The organism is Nostoc sp., assembly GCF_036919895.1.
Classification (GTDB): Bacteria; Cyanobacteriota; Cyanobacteriia; order Cyanobacteriales; family Nostocaceae; genus Nostoc.
The window spans coordinates 25,127-45,650 of record NZ_JBALBW010000074.1 but is presented as its reverse complement, the minus strand read 5'-3'; the positions used below and the strand labels follow the sequence as shown (position 1 = coordinate 45,650).

Here is a 20,524-nt window from a genome sequence, read left to right as displayed (position 1 = left end):
TCATCGGATAATAGTAATAAATTTATGGTATCTTTATATGCAAGTTTAACTAGTTTAAACAGTAATAATACTAGAGAAATTTTTACCCGAAGATCCTTTTTGCCAGAGCATCCAAATGGACTTTGGAAAATTGAAAGGGGTTTTGTCAGGACTTTTACCTATTTGGAAGATGGCACAACCGTTGCTTTGGGATTATGGGGCCCTGGAGATATCGTTGGTAAGTCTTTGTCAAAATTAGAACCTTATCAGATGGAATGCCTAACTAAAGTGGAGGCAACAGTCTTACCTTTAGAGGAGTGGACTCAACTCACAGAAACTCTACTTGCTCATATCCAACAGGCTCAAGAATTGATGGTTATTCGTAGCCATAAAAAAGTTGATACCATGCTGATAAAACTGTTGGCATGGTTATCCAAAAAGTTTGGTTCGGAAGTTGAGAAGGGACGTTTAATAGATATGCGTCTGACTCACGAAGACTTGGCGGAAATGCTCGGTTCAACTCGTGTTACCATAACTCGTGTTCTTGGTCAGTTTGAGCAAGAGGGTTTGATTAATCGTCTCTCTCTGCATCGAATTGTGCTGCGAGAAGAAGAAATTTGGTACTACGAAATTTAGATTAAGTAGGTAGGTGTCAAAATTTGTAGTTGGAATAAATTAAGAGGCAAGAGGCTAGTTTATTTTTTTTACATAGTTTGGTTTTATTGTGCCTACCTAGTTAGCGATCGCTATAAACGCTAGACAAGTCCAGCCAAATCGGTAGCCCCAGTTTTTCTAAATAACTTAGGCTAGAGTAAAGTTGCTTGGTTCTCCCCCACAAATCTAAGTCAAACCAGCCGTCATCTTCCGTATCAGGTTGAAGTGTAGCACTGGTAATATTTACTGTGAGTCCATAACGAGAAACTAACTCAGAAATCACTGGCTCTTTGTAATAAGATTTTAAGACGCACAGTTGCAAGCGCAATCGATTGGTTTGACCCAGAGAAATCCATTGCTGGAATTGTTCTTGCCATTGATTTGTCAGCCATGCAGAGTCTTTATCACTCAGTTTGCTAGCTGGATTTGGGAAAGGTAAAGGGTGCTGGTTGGGTTGAATGTGGTTAGCGATCGCTAATTCCAGTAAATTCACTCCCAATCCCTGCAAGTAAGATAGGCTATTTGTCAGTTTTTGAGGATTTCCTGAAAGTTCCAAGTCAAACCAGCCATCGCTGTCACTATCCGATGTTAGAGATGCTGCTTTGATATTGACAGTTAAACCATAACGAGACACCAGCCGGGAAATTACAGGTTGCCTGTGATACCTCTGAGGTACGAGAATGCGACTGTGGACTGAAGCTGCTTCTACAGATTTACTCTGAGACATCAGATTAATTCCCCATAGCGATGCCTACGGTATGCTGCGCCTACGCAATTTTGAGGTTCGCCAGAGAATCTTGTTGATGCTGCACCCCTACAACTCAATTGTGCCTGCTTGAATGTCAGCCTTATAGAGATTTTCATCTTTTTGGATATTGTTAAAATACGGTAACTCTATCGACTTGATGATTTTACTATTATGTAAAGGATAATCTCACAAAGACTGCAAAAAAGCAATAAGTAAATTAACGTAAAATATGTTTAATTTATGTTGTGTGCGTTGTTTGCTTTGTTCTAAAATTTCTACCTCTTAACTTTGCAAATATCCTCTTACTCTTCATATTATTTTTAGTAAAATTTTATTTACTTTTGCTCAAGCTTCATATTAGCAACATCTATTTAGTAAGGTAAAGCGGTTATCACTGAAGGATGCAGAATTCTGATGTATTAGATACGCGCTTAAACATAGATTTCCTAAACAGATTTTTCTTAAATTTATAAGAATTGTCGTGTCAAATAGAAGAAAAGTGTTGGAACATTATTCTGCCTACGTTTCTGTTAAATCTATTTGTCCATAAGACAGAAAAACTTTCATAACCTACCGTAGTTAGAATATGCATCTACCAGAAAATTCAAATTTAGATATAGCCACCTTTCAAGCTTGGCTTTGCCCAAATCTTAAAATTCACTGGCAAATACTTTCTGTCTCTGACTCCGAACAAGTGCTTTTACAAGCAATTAAAACAGAGCAAAATTTTCTATTTTCAACAGATGAAGGCTACGCCCTAAAGCATTTTGATGGAACCTTGACAGTCAAACAGGTTCAGGAAAAGTGTCAACAGGAGTTTGGGCAGGAAATTGAACCTACTTTCATCATACAGCTATTAGAAAAATTGTCTGATTTGAGAGTATTATCTATCCCCAAAAAGAATGAAATACAAAAATTAAGTGCTGAAAAAACCACTAAAAATACAAAATTGTATCGACTAAAATCTACTGTGCAGTGGATACGGCACACAGATGAATATTGGTTATTACGGCTGCAAAATACAGACAATATTGCTTATGTACAAGTCAGTAATTATGATAAAAACCTGATTTTGCAATTAGGTAAATTGCCAGTAGAAAATATTGTAGATAAATATAAAATTAATGCTCAGTATCTGCAAGAACTATTACAAAATCTAGCAGTAAAAGGAATGCTAGAGGGAATTGAACCACCAAAATTTCCGAAAAAGTTCAGTATATTCAAAATACTGTTTTTTAAGTTTCGCCTATTTAATCCCGATAATTGGCTCAACCGTAATATTAAGAATTTTAGGTTTATTTTCACAACAGAGTTTTGTTTCTTACTCTGCATGTTTTTAGGCTTTACTACCGTCCTTGCTTTTTCAAAACAAGAGAGAATTTATAACCTGGGGCAGGAGTTATGGAGTAGTCAAGGTTCTAGTTTAATAATTCCTTTTGTTCTGTTGATGATGTTGGTGGTATCTATTCACGAACTAGGTCATGCTTTCACATTGAAACATTATAAAGGTGTTGTTTTAGACATAGGACTAATGTTTATCTGCCTGTTCCCAGGAGCATATACGAATACGACTGATGCTTATGGCTTAGTTAAACGCAGACAACGTACTTTAGTGATGGCAGCAGGGGTAATTTGTCAAGTAGTTATTTGGGGAATTGCATTGTGTTTATGGAGTATATCAACGCCAGGGAATTGGTTTTATACAGCTACCTATTTATTAATGCTAGCAGCCCAATTTACCTTAGCTCTTAATCTCAACCCACTTAATAAATTTGATGGCTATTATTTGGTGGAAGCAATAACGGGAATTAACCATTTACGTAAAAGGTCGTTTGCATATTATGCTCAACTATGGCGAAGAGAATCTAGTCCTGAACGTACTGAGGATATAGGAATTCTAGCGGTTTATGCTCCTGCTTGTTTACTGTATATCACCTGGCTTTTGGTTAACTTATTTTTCTGGATTTGGCATTTATATACGCCATATTTTCCAGTAAATTAGTTGAATTTAATTCTAAACACTATTATCGATAGGAAAGTAAAACCATGAAGTTTTCTCAACTCAAAATCACTAAAACTGTTTTAATTGCAAGTGTGTTAGGAGCAACGTCTCTTATTTGGCTAATAAATGTTGAGCCTTCACGCGCAGCTAATTCTTATAATCCTTCTACTCCCTGTACAACATCTGTTCCTGAGCCTTATCCTTTGATCGGTGTATTAGCTTTTGGGATTTTAGGTGGAGGATATTTACTCAAGCAGCGATTGAGAAAAAAAGTTGATGACTTAAATAATAACAGTTGTTTGCCAACGAATGATTTCTATACATTAAATAATCAACAACCTAGACAACTACCATTGTTCCACTCAGATGAACATAGCGAAGAAAATTATCAACCTCTTTCTTCATCCTTAGAATTGCAACTAATTGATCCTACGCAAATAATCTAAAACAATTGCCAGTAAATTTAACTGGCTAATACTGGGTAAACAGCCATGCTTATGGCGAGTAGCTAGCGCTGATATATCTACCTCAATTAATTTCTCGCTGTATTTAAGGGTGCATTTATGAGTCTATTTGGATTTGGTGGAAAGAAAGGTCAGAATGCTAAAAAATCTAAGAAATCAAAACCGAGAGAAGTATGGCAAGGTAAAAGTTTTGCTTTAGATGATATTATTACTCCTAGTGTTTTTGTCGGTGGTGGCGAAAATTCGCCTGACCCATTTTTAATTGATTTACATACTCTTCCAGGTTCGGAAATAGATTTGAGTCAAAGTAACTTATTACAGGCGCTAGATCCAAATAGCCTAGAGTTGCTAAATCAACCACATCTTTCCTTATTAGATCATCAAACAATGAGTGATTGGCTGGTTGATCCTAGTTATCAGCCTTTGCCATTCTTTGATAATCCGGGAGTATCTACAAATTCATTTACTGAAACTCCATCAATATTGCACAGTTCAGATACTTGTCCAGCAGATTCTCCACCACCAGGATCTGGTACTGATCCTGGTGTTACTGCTGGTACATCTGGTTGGCCTAATTTTGAGCTTCCAGATGTAAATTCTACTGTCCCTATATTGCCTTTTGACCCGTTGGGGACAGATAAACCTCCTAAATATAATTTTAAAAAATCAGATCAGGCTTTAATTGGAGTGATTGATACAGGATTTAATGCCAAGAATCCAGATATTGATTATAGTCGGGTGAAGTTGGGAAGGGATTTAGTTGATAATGACAATAATCCCTTACTGTCCAATGGTGAAGGTAACGAACACGGCACTCATGTACTAGGTATTATTGGCGCAACTCAAGATAACGGTATTGGCATAGATGGTATTAATGACCAAGCACCAATTTGGGTAGGTCGTGCCATTGGTTCGGGTAAATGGGCTGAATCATTGAAAGAATTTGTTGATGAATTTAAGACATCTGGGCAACCAAATGGCGTAGTTAATCTAAGCTTTGACCTGACTCAAACTAACCCCGATGGTAGCGTAACAACACGCTATGAATTAACCCCACAAGAACGAGCGGTGTTGGAATATGCGCGGCAAAATCATGTTTTGATTGTGGCTGCTGCTGGGAACGATGGTGGTGTAATGTCGGGTTTAGGACAAGCTTCTCAGGAGTTTGACAATATTATTACGGTGGGGGCTGCTGACGGTAAGAGTCGGGCGGCTTATTCGAGTTATGGGCAGAGTTTGGATATTTTGGCATCGGGAGGGACGGCAGAAAAACCAAAATTATCGACGCTAGGTGATGGTGTGGGAACGATGGCAGGAACTTCGGTGGCGACGGCAAATGTGACGGGGGCGGCATCGTTGGTGTGGGCGGCGAATCCTGGGTTGAGTTATCGTCAGGTGATTGAGATTTTGAAATCTACCGCCACGGATTTGGGTGAGCCTGGGTGGGATGAAGAAACGGGCGCGGGGTTACTGAATATTGCCGATGCTGTAGATTTGGCTAAGGTTACACAACCAGAAGTACGTTACGATTTAGCATTTAATAATCTCTCAAATGATGAAATGTCACTCAATCTTGATACCGCTTTTGAAGCTGCTTTACCTGGTTTTGGAAGTATATCAGAACTTGATGACGAGGATCTCAGCAGCTTTACAGCAGAAGAGCGTACAGCTTATGAAGAAGCATCTCGGGAGATCAGCTCTGAATTAAATGAGTATTTAGCTAGGGCTAGTCAAAAGATTGCCCTTGAGTACACGGCGAATAACTTCGGTATGCAAGTAGATGCTATGGAGAAGCTTCTAGATGTTTTTGATGAAGAAACTTTAGAAAGCTTGGCACAAGCTCAAGATATTTTACGAAACAGTGGTTTTAGTGCTGATCTTAAACTTGAAACTTTAGCTATTGCATCCAATTACAATAATGAGGAGATAGGAAACGCCAGCTTTATCCCAAGTGAACGCCCAGTTGCTGTTTCCGTCCCAGCATTTAATGCACAAATTCTAAATGCTGGTTATGTTTCACAAGTTGGCTTTTTGCGGATTCGCTCTGCTCCTAGTACAAATTCCGCTGAGGTGGGGCGCAAGTATCCTGGTCAGACTGTAACTTTTGATGCATTTGAAAACAATGGCACTTGGGTTCCTGATCCATATATGCCAGGAGGCGGTAGTAGTCGTTGGTACAAAATTGCTGGCACAAATCAATGGATGTCAGCCTTATACTTTAACAATACACCAGAACAAGCTGCTCAGGAACGTGTACGTCAAGAAGCTATCCGGCGTGCAGAAGAAGAAGCTCGACTTGCAGCAGAAGCAGCTCAACGTGCAGCAGAAGCAGCTCAACGTGCGGCAGAAGCAGCCCAACGTGCGTTAGAAGAAGCTTTACGTCGCGCTCAAGAAGAAGCTTTGCGTCGCGTCGCAGAGGTGAAGGCGAACACTGATTATTGGGTAGCACAGACCAGTCTTCTTCCTACTCCACAAAAGCACATTGAGTATGAACTCATTGCTAAGGATTTAGTCTATAACGACTATAAAGAAGGAGAGGATGTTAAAGGCTATAAAGTGGAAAAAGTCTTTAAGCAGGGTGAAGGACTTTATGCTCTCGGACTTACTAAAGATGGTTATCCACCAGTTTTAGTTTTCCGTGGTAGCAAGGAAGAGATTGACTGGGTAGATAATGCTCATCCCGGAGGTGTTGGAGTAGGACAGTATAATGCTGCTTTACAGCAAGGCATTGATAAATGGCTCGAAGAAAAAGCCAACAACGAACCAAAACCAGATGTGATTGGTCATAGCCTTGGTGGTGCACTTTCACAACTCACGGCTGCTGATTTTTCTAAGTGGATAGGTGAAATTGTAACCTTTAATGCTCCAGGGATTAGCCCTGATCGTTTATCTAGGTTTAAAGGAGGGGTACAAGTAACACACTATATTAGTCCAACAGACATTGTTTCGAGGGCTGGTTGGGCTTTTCTACCTGGTACTATTTACGAAATGCGTTTCAAGGGTGATCCTCTCCAACAACACACCAATATCTTCCTCCATGACCCTAATACAATTTGTATTCCAGTTACAAAACAGGAAATTTCTGACCGGAGCTTCGATTGGATGCTTTCTCGCCTTGAATCAGAACTGCTACGGCAAGGCATAGGAAAGCAATTCTCACCCTATTACTTAGCAACTGACGCATTTAACCTAACTGCCTACTATGGCAGCAAAGTTTTAGATGGAATCAGTCAAGGAATTAAAGATGGTGCAGATGCTGTTGGCTCTTTTATTAATGAAGGTATTTTAGCTCTACAAAGGAAAGCCCAAGAAGCTCAAGAAATAGCCAATACTGCTTTTGAAAAGGTCAAGGAAGTCCGTCAACTGGCCCAAGAAAAAGTTCAACAAGCACAAGCTGCATATCAGGATTTCAAACAAGAAACGCAGAAACGAATTAGCGAAGTTGTTCAATATTCTCAACAAAAAATTCAGCAAGCAGCTCAAAAGGTGGCACAGACAATTAAGAATGTCACTCCCAAAGTTGCTGATGCTATCACAAAGTTTGCAAAAGGAGCTGTAAATGCCACCAAAGCAGTAATCAATACTGGCAAGCAAATTGTCAACAATATAATCAATACTGCCAAGCAAGTTGTCAATAATGTAATAAATATTGCCCAAGAAGTTGCTAGTACAGTAAAAACCGTCATTCATAATACTTATAATGCAGGTGTGAAACTTGTAGCTGAGACTGCAAAAACTGTCCAGAATGCAGTAAGTAATACAGTAAATACTGTGTCCAAAGGTTTTAACATGTTAAAATCAGCCTTTGGTTTCTAGTAACCCAAGTTGCGGGTTATGAAATTTCAGTGCATCAACTTTCTGTTTGTTACCACTACTTAATAAAAACGGCAAAATCTCCATTAGGAAGTTATTGATGATTGGGTATGACAAAATAATGTCACTGCACCAGAACCTAGTAATTAAAGTGCGATCGCTTCTTTCTCACCTTGTGAACAAAAGAGCGATCGCACTTGCTCTCAACTACTCCTATCCAAGCAAGTTTGATTACCATCATGCGATCGCATCTTTCTCACCTTGTCAATAAAAGAGCGATCGCATCCCCACTAAAAACTCAACTTCCCTAACCCATGCCATCAGGTAACATCCTCACTGCCACTGATATCATTAATCTAATTGTTGGGGGAATTGACAAAACCACCTTAGAAACTGAACTCACCGCCTCAAATTGGATATCCACCCCAGCTAGAGGCGGTTCAAAAAGTGGTAGCGGTACAATCTGGACTAGTCCAAACAATCAATCTAGCGTCAGAATAATGACAAAGCCAGATGGTTCATCCTATGCCCGCGTTTATAATGGGCCTGGAGGCGGCGCACCAGGAGAACAACCCCTCAACACATTTGGACAACCTGGAAACCGTGTAGAAACTCACTTTATTTTGCTTCCCTAATATAACCTCAAGCAAAACTATGAACTTTGAAGAAATCTGGCAACAATACGACTTTACCGAAGCAGAATTGCTTTCAATGGGATGGCAATTTCCCTATAATTATATCCTCAATCTCAACTACTACTGGGAACTCAATCCCAATAACACAAATTCTGAAATTTCTACCACAGAACAAACCCTAAAACTTATCCTGAAATCCTGCATTCGACTCGATATACAACTCAATTCCAACCCTAATGATTTACCGGAAATACCCGCTAATCTTGGTACAATTACTGGCTGGGGTAAAGTCACTCCCTCCTCTTGGATAGAAAACCTCTCCCTTTCCCCTGATGAATGGCTACACCTATTTTTTGATATCGGTGGAAACAACAAAATTGAAGCACTTTGTCAATCGCTTGCCATTGAAAAAATGGCCCAAGAATCCTTAGTATTGACTTCCTAAATTAGTTGAAAAAGCATTAAATATCATCCTCGTAAAACCGTGAAATTATTACGGTATTATCTCAACAAAAAATTTTGCCGATATTATCTCAAGAAAAGTCCAAAATTTGGTTAAGTATAATTGAATATTCTTTAGCAGCTATTCCTTCAAATTATCTTCGTTACTCCTTCATAACTGCTATTAAAAGTATTTTAGAAAAGTGTAATTATCTTGTTAGTGCAGAAAGTCAAAATTGTAAAGAAAATCTCCCTAATATTCAAATCTTTTTTCAATCAATTCAAACCAACAACCAAGTTTATCAAGCCTCCATGTCGCGCCAAATCGCTGCCGACTTATCCGCCAACATCGAACTCAAAGACGAACCCAAAGACTGGTTTATCAAAACTGCTGACTTTGGCGACGAATACGACAGACTTCTGCAACACCGCGATGGCGAATTCACCCAACTCCTAGAAGATATCGCTCGCTACCATCAAATATTTCAACAGGGATACCAAAAAATTATCCTCTTGCGTCCGTCTACTTACATGGGCTACGATATCCAACTAACAGCTGCGATGCAATGTCTGGGCTACACGAAAGAGCAATTTCAATTTATCATCGTCCAGCCCATCAAACTCTACGCCTTCCACAAATCTACCCAAAAAGTCCATCCTCTTCCTGATTTAGCCACAGAAGAATTAATCTCAGCTATTGGTATGGATGCGCTACGCTGGTACAGCCTCCGCGTTCCCCTGACTAGTGTCGCCCCTATTAACATCAGCACAGCAGGACAAGCAGATGATAGCCTCTATCGCGTTCAATCAGCCCATTTCCGTTGCTGTACACTGCTGCAACAAGCCAAAGAAGAAATAGGGGCAGAGGTTTGTCCACCCTTACCAATAGCTGAAAAATTAGATAATCTACTGCAAGTCATTCGCCAAATCCTGGAACAAAGCGCCAATGAAATTGCCCCTTATTTAGTTATTCAGCATTTAGAGGCTATTAGTGAAATCTGTCATCAATGGTTAGACTCACTGAGCCTAATACCGCCAGATTATGCTCTGTTATTAGCTACTAAGCAAACCATTTTTGACCTGCTAGTTAATATTTTGAATGTCACTGCCCCAGAACCTAGTAATTAAAGTGCGATCGCACTTTTTCAGAGATGATTTTTTAGAGCGATCGCCTATAGATATTGTCAATTCTAGGTTCTAGGTTGAAAAATTAGGGGATAGTAATCAAACTACTTTACCAATCGGTTGCTTTGGTATCATCCCAGACTTCTAACTCCAAGTTATGGAGATAGGTTAGCCCACTTTGAGTTTGTGCGTCTGTTCACTCTAGTGATTTGTCGCCAGTGGATTTGCTCCCGCGTCCACTGGGCAGTTGAATGAGTAGCATTTGAGTAGCGCGATCGCGGTTGGCGATCGCTAAAAATAGGGATAAAAAATGTTCAATTGAGTAGCGAATGAGTAGTAAGGTCGCAATATAGCCCGAAAAGCCTTGTGTAGACTAGAAGGATGGACACTAGTTTGGAATTACCTCCCAATTAAGCAAGAGTTAAGGTCGTTAAGCCAAATCCGACATTTTCCCTTTTTCATTCCACAGCAGGAGTCAAGGGTCATTTCCATGCCTCTTTGTTGAAAATTTTGTGGCTCCCCTTCACCAAAGCATTTAAACCTCATCTAAACCTCTAGCAAAATTCCCTGTTTCAATATAATATCCGTCACATACAGTTGTCGGAATGCAGTTAACAGTGTCATAAAGAAAAGGTGAAGGTTAACCTGTAGGGTATCACTTACCTTAGAGTTGCTTGCACCTCTAGCTTCGATGGATCGCACTCATGACTGAACTCACGCTACGCCTAAAAGAGGGAGATACCGACGAGACAACGATCGCAGTTGACCAAAATTTATTTACAATTGGTCGTCTGCCGGAATGTAACTTGTACTTACCTTTTGCTGGAGTATCCCGCAACCATGCTCGCTTAGTGAAAACAGCAGAGGGTGTGTGGACTATTGAGGATCTGGGCAGTAAAAACGGGACGCAACTCAATAAATATCTTGTTAACTCTCCCCAAGAGTTACATCACGGTGATATTATTTGGCTGGGCAATGTTAGCCTGTTAGTGCTGCTCACAAGCCCTGTTTACCAACCGACACCTGAGTATCCCGAAAGTTCGGAAAATAACGAGCAGAGAACAATCCTGCACAATGTCAAACAATTACAACAGCAATGGATCGCAGCTGATAGCAAGGATGACAATATCAGCAATAAGGACAAAACCATTGCCCGTCTCAAAGACTTAGTGGATATAGCTAAAAATCTCTGTGCGGCAGCATCTATAGAAGAGATTTTCTCTCAGGTACAGGAAGTAGTTTTTCGCTACCTTGATAGTATCGATCGCTTGGGATTATTAATTGATGTTAATGGTTGCGGTCAATTAGAATTAGTGAACTCTGCCACTAGAAATACTTCTCAACAAAAACATCTCCCCTCAGATGGTAGTTGGATTAGTCGGAGTATCTGTCAAAAGGTATTTGACGAAAAAGTTGTCATTCAAACCGCCGATACCCATCAGGATGAACGGTTTGCTAGCGAACAAAGTATTTTAGTCAAAGGTATTCGCAGCGCAATGGCAGTGCCTTTATGGGATGAAAATAAAGTTGTCGGCGTACTCTATGCTGATGCAAATCTTTCTTCTTATCATTGGGCAAATGAAGGCGAGGAAGAACTCAGCTTTTTTTCAGCTTTAGCAAACCTTGTGGCTTCTAGTGTGCAGCGTTGGTTGCTGGTAGAGAAACTCAAAACGGAAGAGATGATTCGCCACCGACTAGAACGCTATCATTCGCCAGCAGTTGTGCAGCAGTTGATATCTGTAGGCGCATTACCAGGTGGTCGTTTAGCTCCCACTGAGAGCGAAATCAGTATTTTATTTGCCGATTTAGTCGGCTTTACGGCAATTTCTGAACAGTTAACACCAACTGCGATCGCTCAACTCTTAAATAATTTATTTGAAGAAATGCTAAAAGAAGTGTTTACTTGGGGTGGCACTTTAGATAAGTATATTGGCGATTGTATTATGGCATTTTTTGGCGCTCCAGAACCACAATCAGATCACGCCGATCGCGCTGTTACTGCTGCCAAGGGAATGCTTACTCGTCTCGAACATCTCAATGCCAATGGTTTTTGGCACGAACCCTTGCAATTACGGATTGCTATTAATAGCGGTAAAGCTGTTGTGGGAGATGTCGGTAGTTCTCAAAGGGTAGATTATACGGCATTAGGTGCAACGATTAATCTTGCTGCTCGGATGGAAGCAGTTTGTCCCCCCAGTGAATGCATCATTAGTCAAGCCACTCATACAATGCTTTCACTACCTTCAGACTTCCAGGAAATGGGAGATTATCGTTTCAAAGGTATTGAGCGATTAGTTAAGGTTTATCAGACGAAATTACAGCCAATGCCAACAATCATTAACCCATTTATTAATCTTTAGCGATTGGGAAGTAGGAATTGGAAAAACAACTAACAAATAACTAATGACTAATGACAAATTTATCAAGATAAATACATACTTGGGTTGTATATTTTGTCTCAAAAATAATTGCGAAATTGTAATACTAAGCGACTAATTCTTGGTTCCAAGACTAAAATTTGGGTGGTAGCTTCCAAAATTGATCTGTGTAACACTAGGAAGCCTAACTGAAGCTATTTTTTAACGGGAGGTCAGGTAATGGCGATCGCCACCATTAATCCCGCCACTGGGGAGACGCTCAAAACCTTTGAGGCGCTCAATGATGCAGAAATTGCCGCTAAACTCGATTTGGCGAATCAGACTTTTGAAAAGTATCGTCAGACTAGTTTTTCTGAACGATCGCAATGGCTACAAAAAGCTGCCGATATTTTAGAGCAAGACAAAGCAGAATTTGCTAAGTTGATGACTCTAGAAATGGGTAAACCATTTAAAGCTGCGATCGCGGAAGTCGAAAAATGCGCCGTCGTTTGTCGCTACTATGCCGAACACGCCCCTAATTTTCTAGCTGATGTCAGTATAAAAACTGATGCCAGCCAAAGTTTTGTACGTTATCAACCAATGGGTGCAATTCTTGCGGTGATGCCGTGGAATTTCCCTTTCTGGCAAGTGTTCCGTTTTGCCGCACCAGCCCTGATGGCGGGAAATGTCGGCTTACTCAAACACGCTTCCAACGTGCCGCAGTGCGCCTTGGCAATTGAAGATATTTTCCGACGCGCAGGTTTTCCTGAAGGTGCGTTTCAAACTCTATTAATCGGCGCTGCCAAAGTTGCTGATTTAATGGCTGATGACCGCGTAAAAGCTGCTACCTTGACCGGAAGCGAACCAGCAGGTATATCCCTCGCCGTCGCCGCCGGCAAACAAATAAAAAAAACAGTTTTGGAATTAGGAGGAAGTGACCCGTTTATTGTGTTAGCAAGTGCTGACTTAGAGACAGCAGTTGTCACAGCAACTACAGCGCGGATGTTGAATAACGGGCAATCATGTATTGCAGCGAAACGTTTTATTGTCGCAGAAGCGATCGCAGACAAATTTGAAAAATTGCTTTTAGAAAAATTTGAGGCGCTGAAAGTAGGCGATCCCATGCAACCTGATACCGATTTGGGGCCACTGGCAACACCTGGTATTCTCCAGGATTTAGACCAACAAGTGCAAGGTGCTATTAGCAGCGGTGGAAAAGTCATCACCGGTGGACATCCTTTATCAGATCGTCCTGGAAACTTTTATCCGCCAACGATTATCATAGATATCCCCACTGATGCACCAATTGCAAAAGAAGAATTCTTTGGCCCGGTAGCCTTGTTATTCCGGGTTCCAGATATTGATGCTGCCATTAAACTCGCTAATGACTCACCCTTTGGCTTAGGTGCAAGTGCTTGGACAACCAACGACCAAGAGAGCGATCGCTTGGTTGAAGAAATCGAAGCCGGTGCCGTGTTTATCAACAGTATGGTCAAATCCGATCCTCGGTTGCCCTTTGGTGGAATCAAGCGTTCTGGATATGGCAGAGAATTGAGTATTCAAGGTATACATGAATTTGTCAATGTTAAAACCGTTTGGGTGAAGTGATTAGTCATTAGTCATTAGTCATTAGTCAAAGGACAAATGACTAATGACAAAGAACAAAAGTCTTATTCGTTAATAGAGTTATCGGAAAATAAAATGAATACAGCTGAATTATTGGTGCAGTGCCTAGAAAATGAAGGAGTGCAATACATTTTTGGACTTCCTGGTGAAGAAAACCTTCACGTTTTGGAAGCGTTAAAACATTCTTCGATTAAATTTATTACGACTCGTCATGAACAGGGTGCAGCATTCATGGCTGATGTCTACGGACGCTTAACAGGAAAAGCCGGAGTGTGTCTTTCTACTCTTGGCCCTGGAGCAACCAACCTGATGACTGGGGTAGCAGATGCTAACCTCGATGGTGCGCCTTTAGTAGCGATTACTGGTCAGGTGGGAACAGATAGAATGCATATTGAATCCCATCAATATTTAGATTTGGTGGCAATGTTTGCACCTGTTACCAAGTGGAATAAGCAGATTGTGCGACCGAGTATTACACCTGAAGTAGTACGAAAAGCATTCAAGCGATCGCAATCGGAAAAACCTGGTGCAGTTCACATCGATTTACCAGAAAATATTGCTGCCATGCCTGTCGAAGGCAAACCTTTGCGTAAAGATAATAGTGAAAAAAGCTATGCATCTTTTGCTAGCATTCGGGCAGCAGCAGCAGCAATTTGCCAAGCAGTTAACCCATTAATATTAGTAGGAAATGGGGCAATTCGCGCTAATGCAAGTGATGCCGTCACACAATTTGCCACATTGCTGAATATACCTGTTGCCAATACTTTTATGGGTAAAGGCGTTATTCCCTACACACACCAACTAGCTATGTGGTCAGTGGGATTACAGCAAAGAGACTTCATTACCTGTGCCTTTGATAACACAGATTTAGTAATTGCGATCGGCTATGATTTGATTGAGTTTTCCCCGAAGAAATGGAATCGTAATGGTGAAATTCCCATTGTGCATATTGGGGTAAGTCCGGCAGAAATTGATAGTAGTTATATTCCTAATGCCGAAGTCGTGGGAGATATTTCCGATTCCCTCTATGAAATTTTAAAATTAGCAGACCGACAAGGTAAACCCGATCCCTTTGCTATCAGCTTAAAGTCAGAGATTCGGGCTGATTACGAACAGTATGCTCATGATGACGGATTTCCCATTAAGCCGCAAAAGTTAATTTATGACTTACGCCAAGTGATGGGGCCAGATGACATCGTTATCTCTGATGTTGGCGCACATAAAATGTGGATGGCTCGTCATTACCATTGCCATAGCCCCAATACTTGCATAATTTCCAACGGCTTCGCGGCTATGGGTATTGCTATTCCTGGCGCTTTAGCGGCAAAACTCGTTCATCCTAACCGCAAAGTCGTTGCTGTCACAGGCGATGGCGGCTTTATGATGAATTCTCAAGAATTAGAAACAGCCTTGCGTGTCGGTACGCCCTTTGTCACCATAATTTTCAATGATGGTGGCTATGGATTAATTGAGTGGAAGCAAGAAAATCACTTTGGCAAAGGAAACTCATCTTTTGTACATTTCAGTAATCCTGATTTTGTCAAATATGCCGAAAGTATGGGTTTGAAAGGCTACCGAGTTGAATCGGCTTTAGATTTAATTCCCACTCTGAAAGAAGCCCTCGCTCAAGATGTACCCGCCGTGATAGATTGTCCCGTAGATTATCGGGAAAATCACCGCTTTAGTCAAAAAGCCGGCGAGTTGAGTTGTTCGGTGTAAAAAGTAGAGACGCGATTAATCGCGTCTCTACAAGAGTGTTTTGGTAGGGTGCGTTAGCCCTTGGCGTAACGCACCGCTTCACTTCATTTATAGATAGATTTCTTCTCTTTCTTTGCGTACTTTGCGGTTCGTAAAAAAAACCACGAAGCTCAAAGGTTCATTCACAATGAGTTAGAATCAATAACTTCTAACTCATTACTGATTTTTACTTCTAATTAATTGTCTTCTGGTCTAAATTTGTGCCTTCCTGCTTTTGGGCAATGTCTTCTACTGCTTTGCATTGTCTTTTGTCAATATCTGACTTAATAATGAGTCCCTTAGTATTCAGCGCTATTTCAACTTGGTATTGACCATTCACCATATTAATTGCAGCGTAAGTTACTGTACCAAACATCATCACTCCGCAAAGTGATAAGATAATTTGCAGAATTCCCAATTCTCGTTTCATTTTTAAAGCTCTAATCTCTTATATTCATCATTAAAGTTTGGTGCGGTGTGAGAACTGAGTTGAGAAGTAGCTACTGATTAGACGACTTTTAGTTGATTACTCAGTTAACTTCAGGATGACTATAATTTCTAGGGTGCAAGACGCGATCGCTAAATAATCTTACTGTTTAGCGAGTATAAAAACCTGATATACTCTCAGCAGTTTCTCAATGAGGAATGATGGCGCGATCGCTCCGAGTAGCCCCAGAGTATATTGAAAAAGTTAAGTCAGCACCTCAGCTTAACGGCTATCCCAGTCAGCAGTCTTTGGCTACTGATATAGGATTTTCTCTCTCCACAGTCAAAAGCTTTCTCACTGGTAAACCTGTTGACTATCTAAATTTTGTAGAACTTAGCAAAAAACTGGGGTTAGATTGGCAAGACATTGCATACAAAGAACCAGAAACTCAACCAAATAAACCTCAGCCAACTAACGGGGAAGCATCACCCTTCATCACTGGCGCACCCATCACCCAGCCGCGTTACTTTTTTGGACGAGAGAAAGAATTAAAACGCCTCTTCAACCTACTCAAACGCCATCCCCTACAAAACGCCGCCATTATAGGCAAAAAGCGCAGCGGTAAAACATCCCTGCTGCACTACCTCAAAAATATCACTACCACCCCAGCAGAACAGCTGCGTCCTGAGCAAAAATCTGACTGGCTACCGCATCCAGAAAATTACTGTTGGATTTTCGTAGACTTGCAAGACGCACGAATGCAAAGCCGAGAAGGATTGCTAAAGTACATCCTAGAATCACTGAAGATGCAAGTGCCTAGACCTTGCGATTTAGACCGTTTTATGAATGTAGTCAGCGATAATTTGCAATCTCCCACAGTCATCTTGTTGGATGAGATTGGTGTTGGGTTGCTACGCTGTCCAGAATTAGATGATTGCTTTTGGGAGAGTTTGCGGTCTTTAGCGACTAACCACACAGGCGGAAATCTCGCGTTTGTCTTAAGTACCCCTGAATCACCAATTGAACTGGCGCAAAACACAGGACACAGTTCACCTTTTTTCAATATTTTCGGCTACACCGCATATCTGGGAGCATTGACTCAGAGAGAAGCGCGAGAATTGATAGCAAGTTCGCCAATTGCTTTCACTGATGAAGATGTGGAGTGGATTTTGACACCAAGTTGCTGCTGGCCACTGTTGTTACAAATTCTGTGTAGAGAAAGATTATTTAGTTTAGAAGAAGGGGAAAATGATGATAGTTGGCGTGAGGAAGGGCTACGACAAATGAAATCATTTACTCATTTATTAGATTCATAACTAGCAGAGTAACCATGAAAGCACACCGAATTGAAACAAAGTTAACTAAAAACGGAACCTTGATTCTTGAGGATTTACCGTTTCAGGCTGGGGAAGCAGTAGAAATCATTGTTTTAGAACGTTTTACCCAACCTTCAGAATCTAATCCCTATCCTTTACGGGGAACGGTTATTCACTATGATGATCCTTTTGAGCCTGCTGTACCTATAGAGGATTGGGAAGTCTTGCAATGATAATTTTAGATACCCATATTTGGATTTGGTGGGTAGATAATAATGAACGACTAAACCAGAAATATCGAGATTGCATTGAAGAATATCAATCTCAAGGACTAGGAGTCAGCATTATTTCTTGTTGGGAAGTCGCCAAACTGGTTGAGAATCGCAAACTTGCTTTTTCAATTTCAGTTGACGAGTGGTTAACAGCAGCTTTAGCTTATCCAGGAGTGCAGCTACTCGAACTAACAATACCAATTATTGTTGAATCAACCAGACTCAGTGGTTTTCACCGAGATCCATTTGACCAAGTTATTGTAGCCACTGCCAGAATTTACAACTCTCCTTTACTAACTGTTGACGCAAAAATTCTGGCATATCCTGGGGTGTAAACTCTCAGAAATTGAAAGAAGAGTATCTCTATCAAACACTTATAAAAACACGATTATTTACCTTTTTATCACATTTATTCATCTTTCCACACAGGCAAACATATGCCACTGCCACATATACCCCCCGACACCTACACCTACACCAATGCACCTGAACAGCACCCCAATTTTATATTGGGTAACTTGCAGATTCTATTCTGGCTTTTCTTCCGTCCTACAGCTTTACGTAACTACCTAAAACAAATTTTCGAGACCTTAGAAATCGAGACAAACACAACTAGTCGCTTGCTGTTAAGACTGAGGATACAGGTATATCTAGTCTTGCCTTTCCTAATTAATTTAATACTTGGCTTGACTTTGTGGAGATTAGAACAGTCAGTAGAAAACATTCTACTTTGGGTGGCGTGGGGTGTGGCGTGGTCTGTATGGTTGCACATGGGGTTGATCCTAATTGCATTAAGAATGACGTTGTTGCAATTAGAATGGTTCGTGGCCTCAGTGTTAGTGGTGGGCATAACATTGAGCGTAATGTTTGGAGTGAGTTGGGGCTTCATGTGGAGCGTGTTAGTAATTGTCCTGCCCTTGGGCGCATTAGCTTTTTTCGGAAAGTTCTCTTGGAGTTGGTTTTTTAGTGTCGTAACCTTCAGCCTAGTGTTAGGTATAGTCTTGCGTTTTGTATTTAGCGTACCAGTATTGATTGTGCCTTCAACTTTTACACTTCTAAGAATGGGATTGACATTAATTGTGTTCTTAATTGTGTTGTTATTAGGCTTAGGCGCATTAATGGGAAAGGTTAGCTGGGGTATGTTCTTGATTTTAGCCTTCAGCCTAGTGTTGGCTAGTCCGCTATTGGTCTTAGGTTTGGGCTTGCCAATGTCGGGTATCGGAGCCACTATAAACCTGTGGCGACCTGCCATTTTTTATCCTTTTGTGACGCTATGTAATAGCCTGCTTTATCAGTTTGATAAACAACGTACAGATAATAAAACCATATTGCGCTGGCATTCAGCTTTTTGGGATGAGTTGCAATACATACCTTTAATTGGCTTGGACAAGCATTTAATCTTAGTGATAGAGCGTAACCCTGTTGAGGGACAAGCAGCTGTTGAGTACTTAAATAACAGTCACCAACGTTGGGCTGCTCAAGCTGCACAAATTGAATTGGATATACGAGGATTAGAACGCTGTGCCAATGTGGAAGCTATCCGTAATGCTCATCGCAATTTGACAACTAGCGAACTGGGAAATCCATTGAATACTTTGCTAAGCATTTTCAGTCACATCAGTCAGGATGTAGATGCTGCTCTAAATCAGCAAAGTATCTATAACCAACGTCAAGCACTCAACACAGTTACAAATCTTTTAAATGCACAGCTACGGGAAATTACTCGCAGTAGCAATGATTATGCTCCCCGATTATACCCTATTGCCCAGAGTTGGCTTAATATAATCACCATACATATAAAAGAACTGGTTAAAGCAACGGAACTTGAACAAGAAATTGACTCGCCTTACATTAACGGTAAGCCCATTACACTAGAGCAAGAAATTTTCACGGGGCGTGATGACATTGGCTTACGCATTGAGCAGTTACTTTTAGATCGCCGTCGTCCACCTCTGCTACTATACGGTCAGCGACGCATGGGTAAAACTTCCCTCCTCAACAACATCGGAAAGTTACTACCTAATAACATTATCCCCATGTTTGTGGACTTGCAAGGCGCACCTTCATCAGCTAGTGACCATGCAGGTTTTCTCTACAACCTGGCTAGAGATATGGAGAAGTCAGCGAAAAAGCAAGGTTTAACTCTACCGTCCCTAGCCCGTGAAGTGCTACAATCTGACCCCTTCACCTATTTCGATGAATGGCTAGATAAAGTAGAACAGGCTCTAGATCAAAATACCGCTTTACTAGCGCTAGATGAATTCGAGGTGCTAGACAACGCCATAGCCAAAGGTCGTTTTGATGAACAGGATATTTTGGGAATGCTGCGTCACCTCATCCAACATCGTCCCCGCTTCAAGGTGTTACTGGCTGGCTCCCATACTATCGAAGAATATCAACGCTGGGCTAGTTATCTAATTAATGTCCAAGTAGTGCATATCTCCTACCTCAAAGAAGCGGAAGCACGACAATTAATTGAACATCCCGTCAAAGATTTTACCCTCCGCTATGAACCCAACGCTGTTGAGCGAGTGCTACAACTCACCCGTTGTCACCCGTTCTTAGTACAACTACTCTGCGCGGAAATTATTGTCCTTAAGAATGAACAAGACCCCTCTATGCGGCGATTGGCAACTTTAGCAGATGTGGAAGCAGCGATACCAGAAGCTTTGCAAAGTGGTGGTTTTTTCTTTGCTGACATTCAAAACAATCAAGTAGACGCTACTGGACAAGCTATTTTACGTTTTATCGCCGCTCAAGGGGAAGGGGCTATAGTTAGCCGCCAAACTTTATTGCAACAGTTCCCCGATGTTAATATTACTTTCAGCTTGCTGTTGCAACGGGAGTTAATTGAGGAAGTTGACGACGGCTATGGCTTCCAGGTGGAGTTAATTCGTCGCTGGTTTGCTTGAATCGTGTCTGATAAGT

General features: G+C 41.0%; 17 protein-coding genes. 15 read left to right on the top strand and 2 right to left on the bottom strand.

What is annotated here, in order from left to right:
* The first annotated feature begins 24 nt into the window (after positions 1–24).
* Entirely contained in the window at positions 25–615 is a 591-nt protein-coding gene (locus V7K55_RS14580) for a Crp/Fnr family transcriptional regulator (RefSeq protein ID WP_334832435.1), read from the top strand.
* A 100-nt stretch (positions 616–715) separates the two neighbouring features.
* Here the strand turns inward: V7K55_RS14580 and V7K55_RS14575 are convergent, their stop codons facing one another.
* Positions 716–1,360, bottom strand: a complete 645-nt coding sequence (locus V7K55_RS14575) for an NIL domain-containing protein (RefSeq protein WP_334832433.1) — start codon at positions 1,358–1,360, stop codon at positions 716–718.
* A gap of 799 nt (positions 1,361–2,159) precedes the next feature.
* Here V7K55_RS14575 and V7K55_RS14570 point away from each other — a divergent pair.
* The 10 genes from V7K55_RS14570 to V7K55_RS14525 all read left to right on the top strand — a co-directional run bounded on the left by V7K55_RS14570 (position 2,160) and on the right by V7K55_RS14525 (position 15,563).
* Positions 2,160–3,383, top strand: coding sequence for a site-2 protease family protein (locus tag V7K55_RS14570; RefSeq protein WP_334832431.1), 1,224 nt, complete (start codon positions 2,160–2,162; stop codon positions 3,381–3,383).
* Between the two features lie 44 nt (positions 3,384–3,427).
* Positions 3,428–3,829 carry a hypothetical protein gene (locus V7K55_RS14565; RefSeq protein WP_334832429.1) on the top strand — a complete coding sequence of 134 codons (402 nt, stop codon included), beginning with the start codon at positions 3,428–3,430 and terminating at the stop codon, positions 3,827–3,829.
* 117 nt (positions 3,830–3,946) lie between these two features.
* Positions 3,947–7,663 carry a S8 family serine peptidase gene (locus tag V7K55_RS14560; protein ID WP_334832427.1) on the top strand — a complete coding sequence of 1,239 codons (3,717 nt, stop codon included), beginning with the start codon at positions 3,947–3,949 and terminating at the stop codon, positions 7,661–7,663.
* Positions 7,664–7,781: 118 nt separating this feature from the next.
* Positions 7,782–7,931, top strand: a complete 150-nt coding sequence (locus tag V7K55_RS14555; RefSeq protein WP_334832425.1) for a hypothetical protein — start codon at positions 7,782–7,784, stop codon at positions 7,929–7,931.
* 43 nt (positions 7,932–7,974) lie between these two features.
* Positions 7,975–8,295, top strand: coding sequence for a hypothetical protein (locus tag V7K55_RS14550; RefSeq protein ID WP_334832423.1), 321 nt, complete (start codon positions 7,975–7,977; stop codon positions 8,293–8,295).
* A 19-nt stretch (positions 8,296–8,314) separates the two neighbouring features.
* Positions 8,315–8,740, top strand: coding sequence for a hypothetical protein (locus tag V7K55_RS14545; RefSeq protein ID WP_334832421.1), 426 nt, complete (start codon positions 8,315–8,317; stop codon positions 8,738–8,740).
* A 74-nt stretch (positions 8,741–8,814) separates the two neighbouring features.
* A complete protein-coding gene (locus V7K55_RS14540; protein WP_334832419.1) occupies positions 8,815–9,864 on the top strand; it encodes a hypothetical protein in 1,050 nt (349 codons plus the stop codon).
* 701 nt (positions 9,865–10,565) lie between these two features.
* Positions 10,566–12,221 (top strand): adenylate/guanylate cyclase domain-containing protein, encoded by a 1,656-nt coding sequence (locus V7K55_RS14535; RefSeq protein WP_334832417.1) that lies wholly within the window; start codon positions 10,566–10,568, stop codon positions 12,219–12,221.
* Positions 12,222–12,458: 237 nt separating this feature from the next.
* The gene (locus V7K55_RS14530) at positions 12,459–13,826 is read left to right on the top strand and encodes an NAD-dependent succinate-semialdehyde dehydrogenase (RefSeq protein ID WP_334832415.1); all 1,368 of its coding nucleotides are present in this window, start codon (positions 12,459–12,461) and stop codon (positions 13,824–13,826) included.
* 93 nt (positions 13,827–13,919) lie between these two features.
* Complete coding sequence (locus V7K55_RS14525) at positions 13,920–15,563, top strand: acetolactate synthase large subunit (RefSeq protein WP_334832413.1); 1,644 nt, start codon at positions 13,920–13,922, stop codon at positions 15,561–15,563.
* A gap of 211 nt (positions 15,564–15,774) precedes the next feature.
* On the opposite strand, the gene V7K55_RS14520 is transcribed toward V7K55_RS14525, so the two are convergent.
* Positions 15,775–16,011: a hypothetical protein gene (locus tag V7K55_RS14520; RefSeq protein ID WP_334832411.1), complete on the bottom strand. Its 237-nt coding sequence runs from the start codon at positions 16,009–16,011 to the stop codon at positions 15,775–15,777.
* Between the two features lie 215 nt (positions 16,012–16,226).
* On the opposite strand from V7K55_RS14520, the gene V7K55_RS14515 reads away from it, so the two are divergent.
* From V7K55_RS14515 to V7K55_RS14500, 4 genes are all read left to right on the top strand, one after another.
* Complete coding sequence (locus tag V7K55_RS14515) at positions 16,227–17,324, top strand: ATP-binding protein (protein ID WP_334832409.1); 1,098 nt, start codon at positions 16,227–16,229, stop codon at positions 17,322–17,324.
* A gap of 14 nt (positions 17,325–17,338) precedes the next feature.
* Positions 17,339–17,557: a hypothetical protein gene (locus V7K55_RS14510; RefSeq protein WP_334832407.1), complete on the top strand. Its 219-nt coding sequence runs from the start codon at positions 17,339–17,341 to the stop codon at positions 17,555–17,557.
* The gene (locus V7K55_RS14505; protein ID WP_334832405.1) at positions 17,554–17,931 is read left to right on the top strand and encodes a type II toxin-antitoxin system VapC family toxin; all 378 of its coding nucleotides are present in this window, start codon (positions 17,554–17,556) and stop codon (positions 17,929–17,931) included. Before V7K55_RS14510 ends, V7K55_RS14505 begins: the two co-directional genes overlap by 4 nt.
* Positions 17,932–18,033: 102 nt before the next feature.
* The gene (locus tag V7K55_RS14500) at positions 18,034–20,508 is read left to right on the top strand and encodes an AAA family ATPase (RefSeq protein ID WP_334832403.1); all 2,475 of its coding nucleotides are present in this window, start codon (positions 18,034–18,036) and stop codon (positions 20,506–20,508) included.
* Positions 20,509–20,524 lie beyond the last annotated feature (16 nt).

Coding starts and splice junctions, on each gene's coding strand:
- V7K55_RS14580 (WP_334832435.1), top strand. CDS start 25: ATGGTATCTTTATATGCAAGTTTAACTAGTTTAAACAGTAATAATACT.
- V7K55_RS14575 (WP_334832433.1), bottom strand. CDS start 1,360: ATGTCTCAGAGTAAATCTGTAGAAGCAGCTTCAGTCCACAGTCGCATT.
- V7K55_RS14565 (WP_334832429.1), top strand. CDS start 3,428: ATGAAGTTTTCTCAACTCAAAATCACTAAAACTGTTTTAATTGCAAGT.
- V7K55_RS14560 (WP_334832427.1), top strand. CDS start 3,947: ATGAGTCTATTTGGATTTGGTGGAAAGAAAGGTCAGAATGCTAAAAAA.
- V7K55_RS14555 (WP_334832425.1), top strand. CDS start 7,782: ATGTCACTGCACCAGAACCTAGTAATTAAAGTGCGATCGCTTCTTTCT.
- V7K55_RS14550 (WP_334832423.1), top strand. CDS start 7,975: ATGCCATCAGGTAACATCCTCACTGCCACTGATATCATTAATCTAATT.
- V7K55_RS14545 (WP_334832421.1), top strand. CDS start 8,315: ATGAACTTTGAAGAAATCTGGCAACAATACGACTTTACCGAAGCAGAA.
- V7K55_RS14535 (WP_334832417.1), top strand. CDS start 10,566: ATGACTGAACTCACGCTACGCCTAAAAGAGGGAGATACCGACGAGACA.
- V7K55_RS14530 (WP_334832415.1), top strand. CDS start 12,459: ATGGCGATCGCCACCATTAATCCCGCCACTGGGGAGACGCTCAAAACC.
- V7K55_RS14525 (WP_334832413.1), top strand. CDS start 13,920: ATGAATACAGCTGAATTATTGGTGCAGTGCCTAGAAAATGAAGGAGTG.
- V7K55_RS14520 (WP_334832411.1), bottom strand. CDS start 16,011: ATGAAACGAGAATTGGGAATTCTGCAAATTATCTTATCACTTTGCGGA.
- V7K55_RS14515 (WP_334832409.1), top strand. CDS start 16,227: ATGATGGCGCGATCGCTCCGAGTAGCCCCAGAGTATATTGAAAAAGTT.
- V7K55_RS14510 (WP_334832407.1), top strand. CDS start 17,339: ATGAAAGCACACCGAATTGAAACAAAGTTAACTAAAAACGGAACCTTG.
- V7K55_RS14505 (WP_334832405.1), top strand. CDS start 17,554: ATGATAATTTTAGATACCCATATTTGGATTTGGTGGGTAGATAATAAT.
- V7K55_RS14500 (WP_334832403.1), top strand. CDS start 18,034: ATGCCACTGCCACATATACCCCCCGACACCTACACCTACACCAATGCA.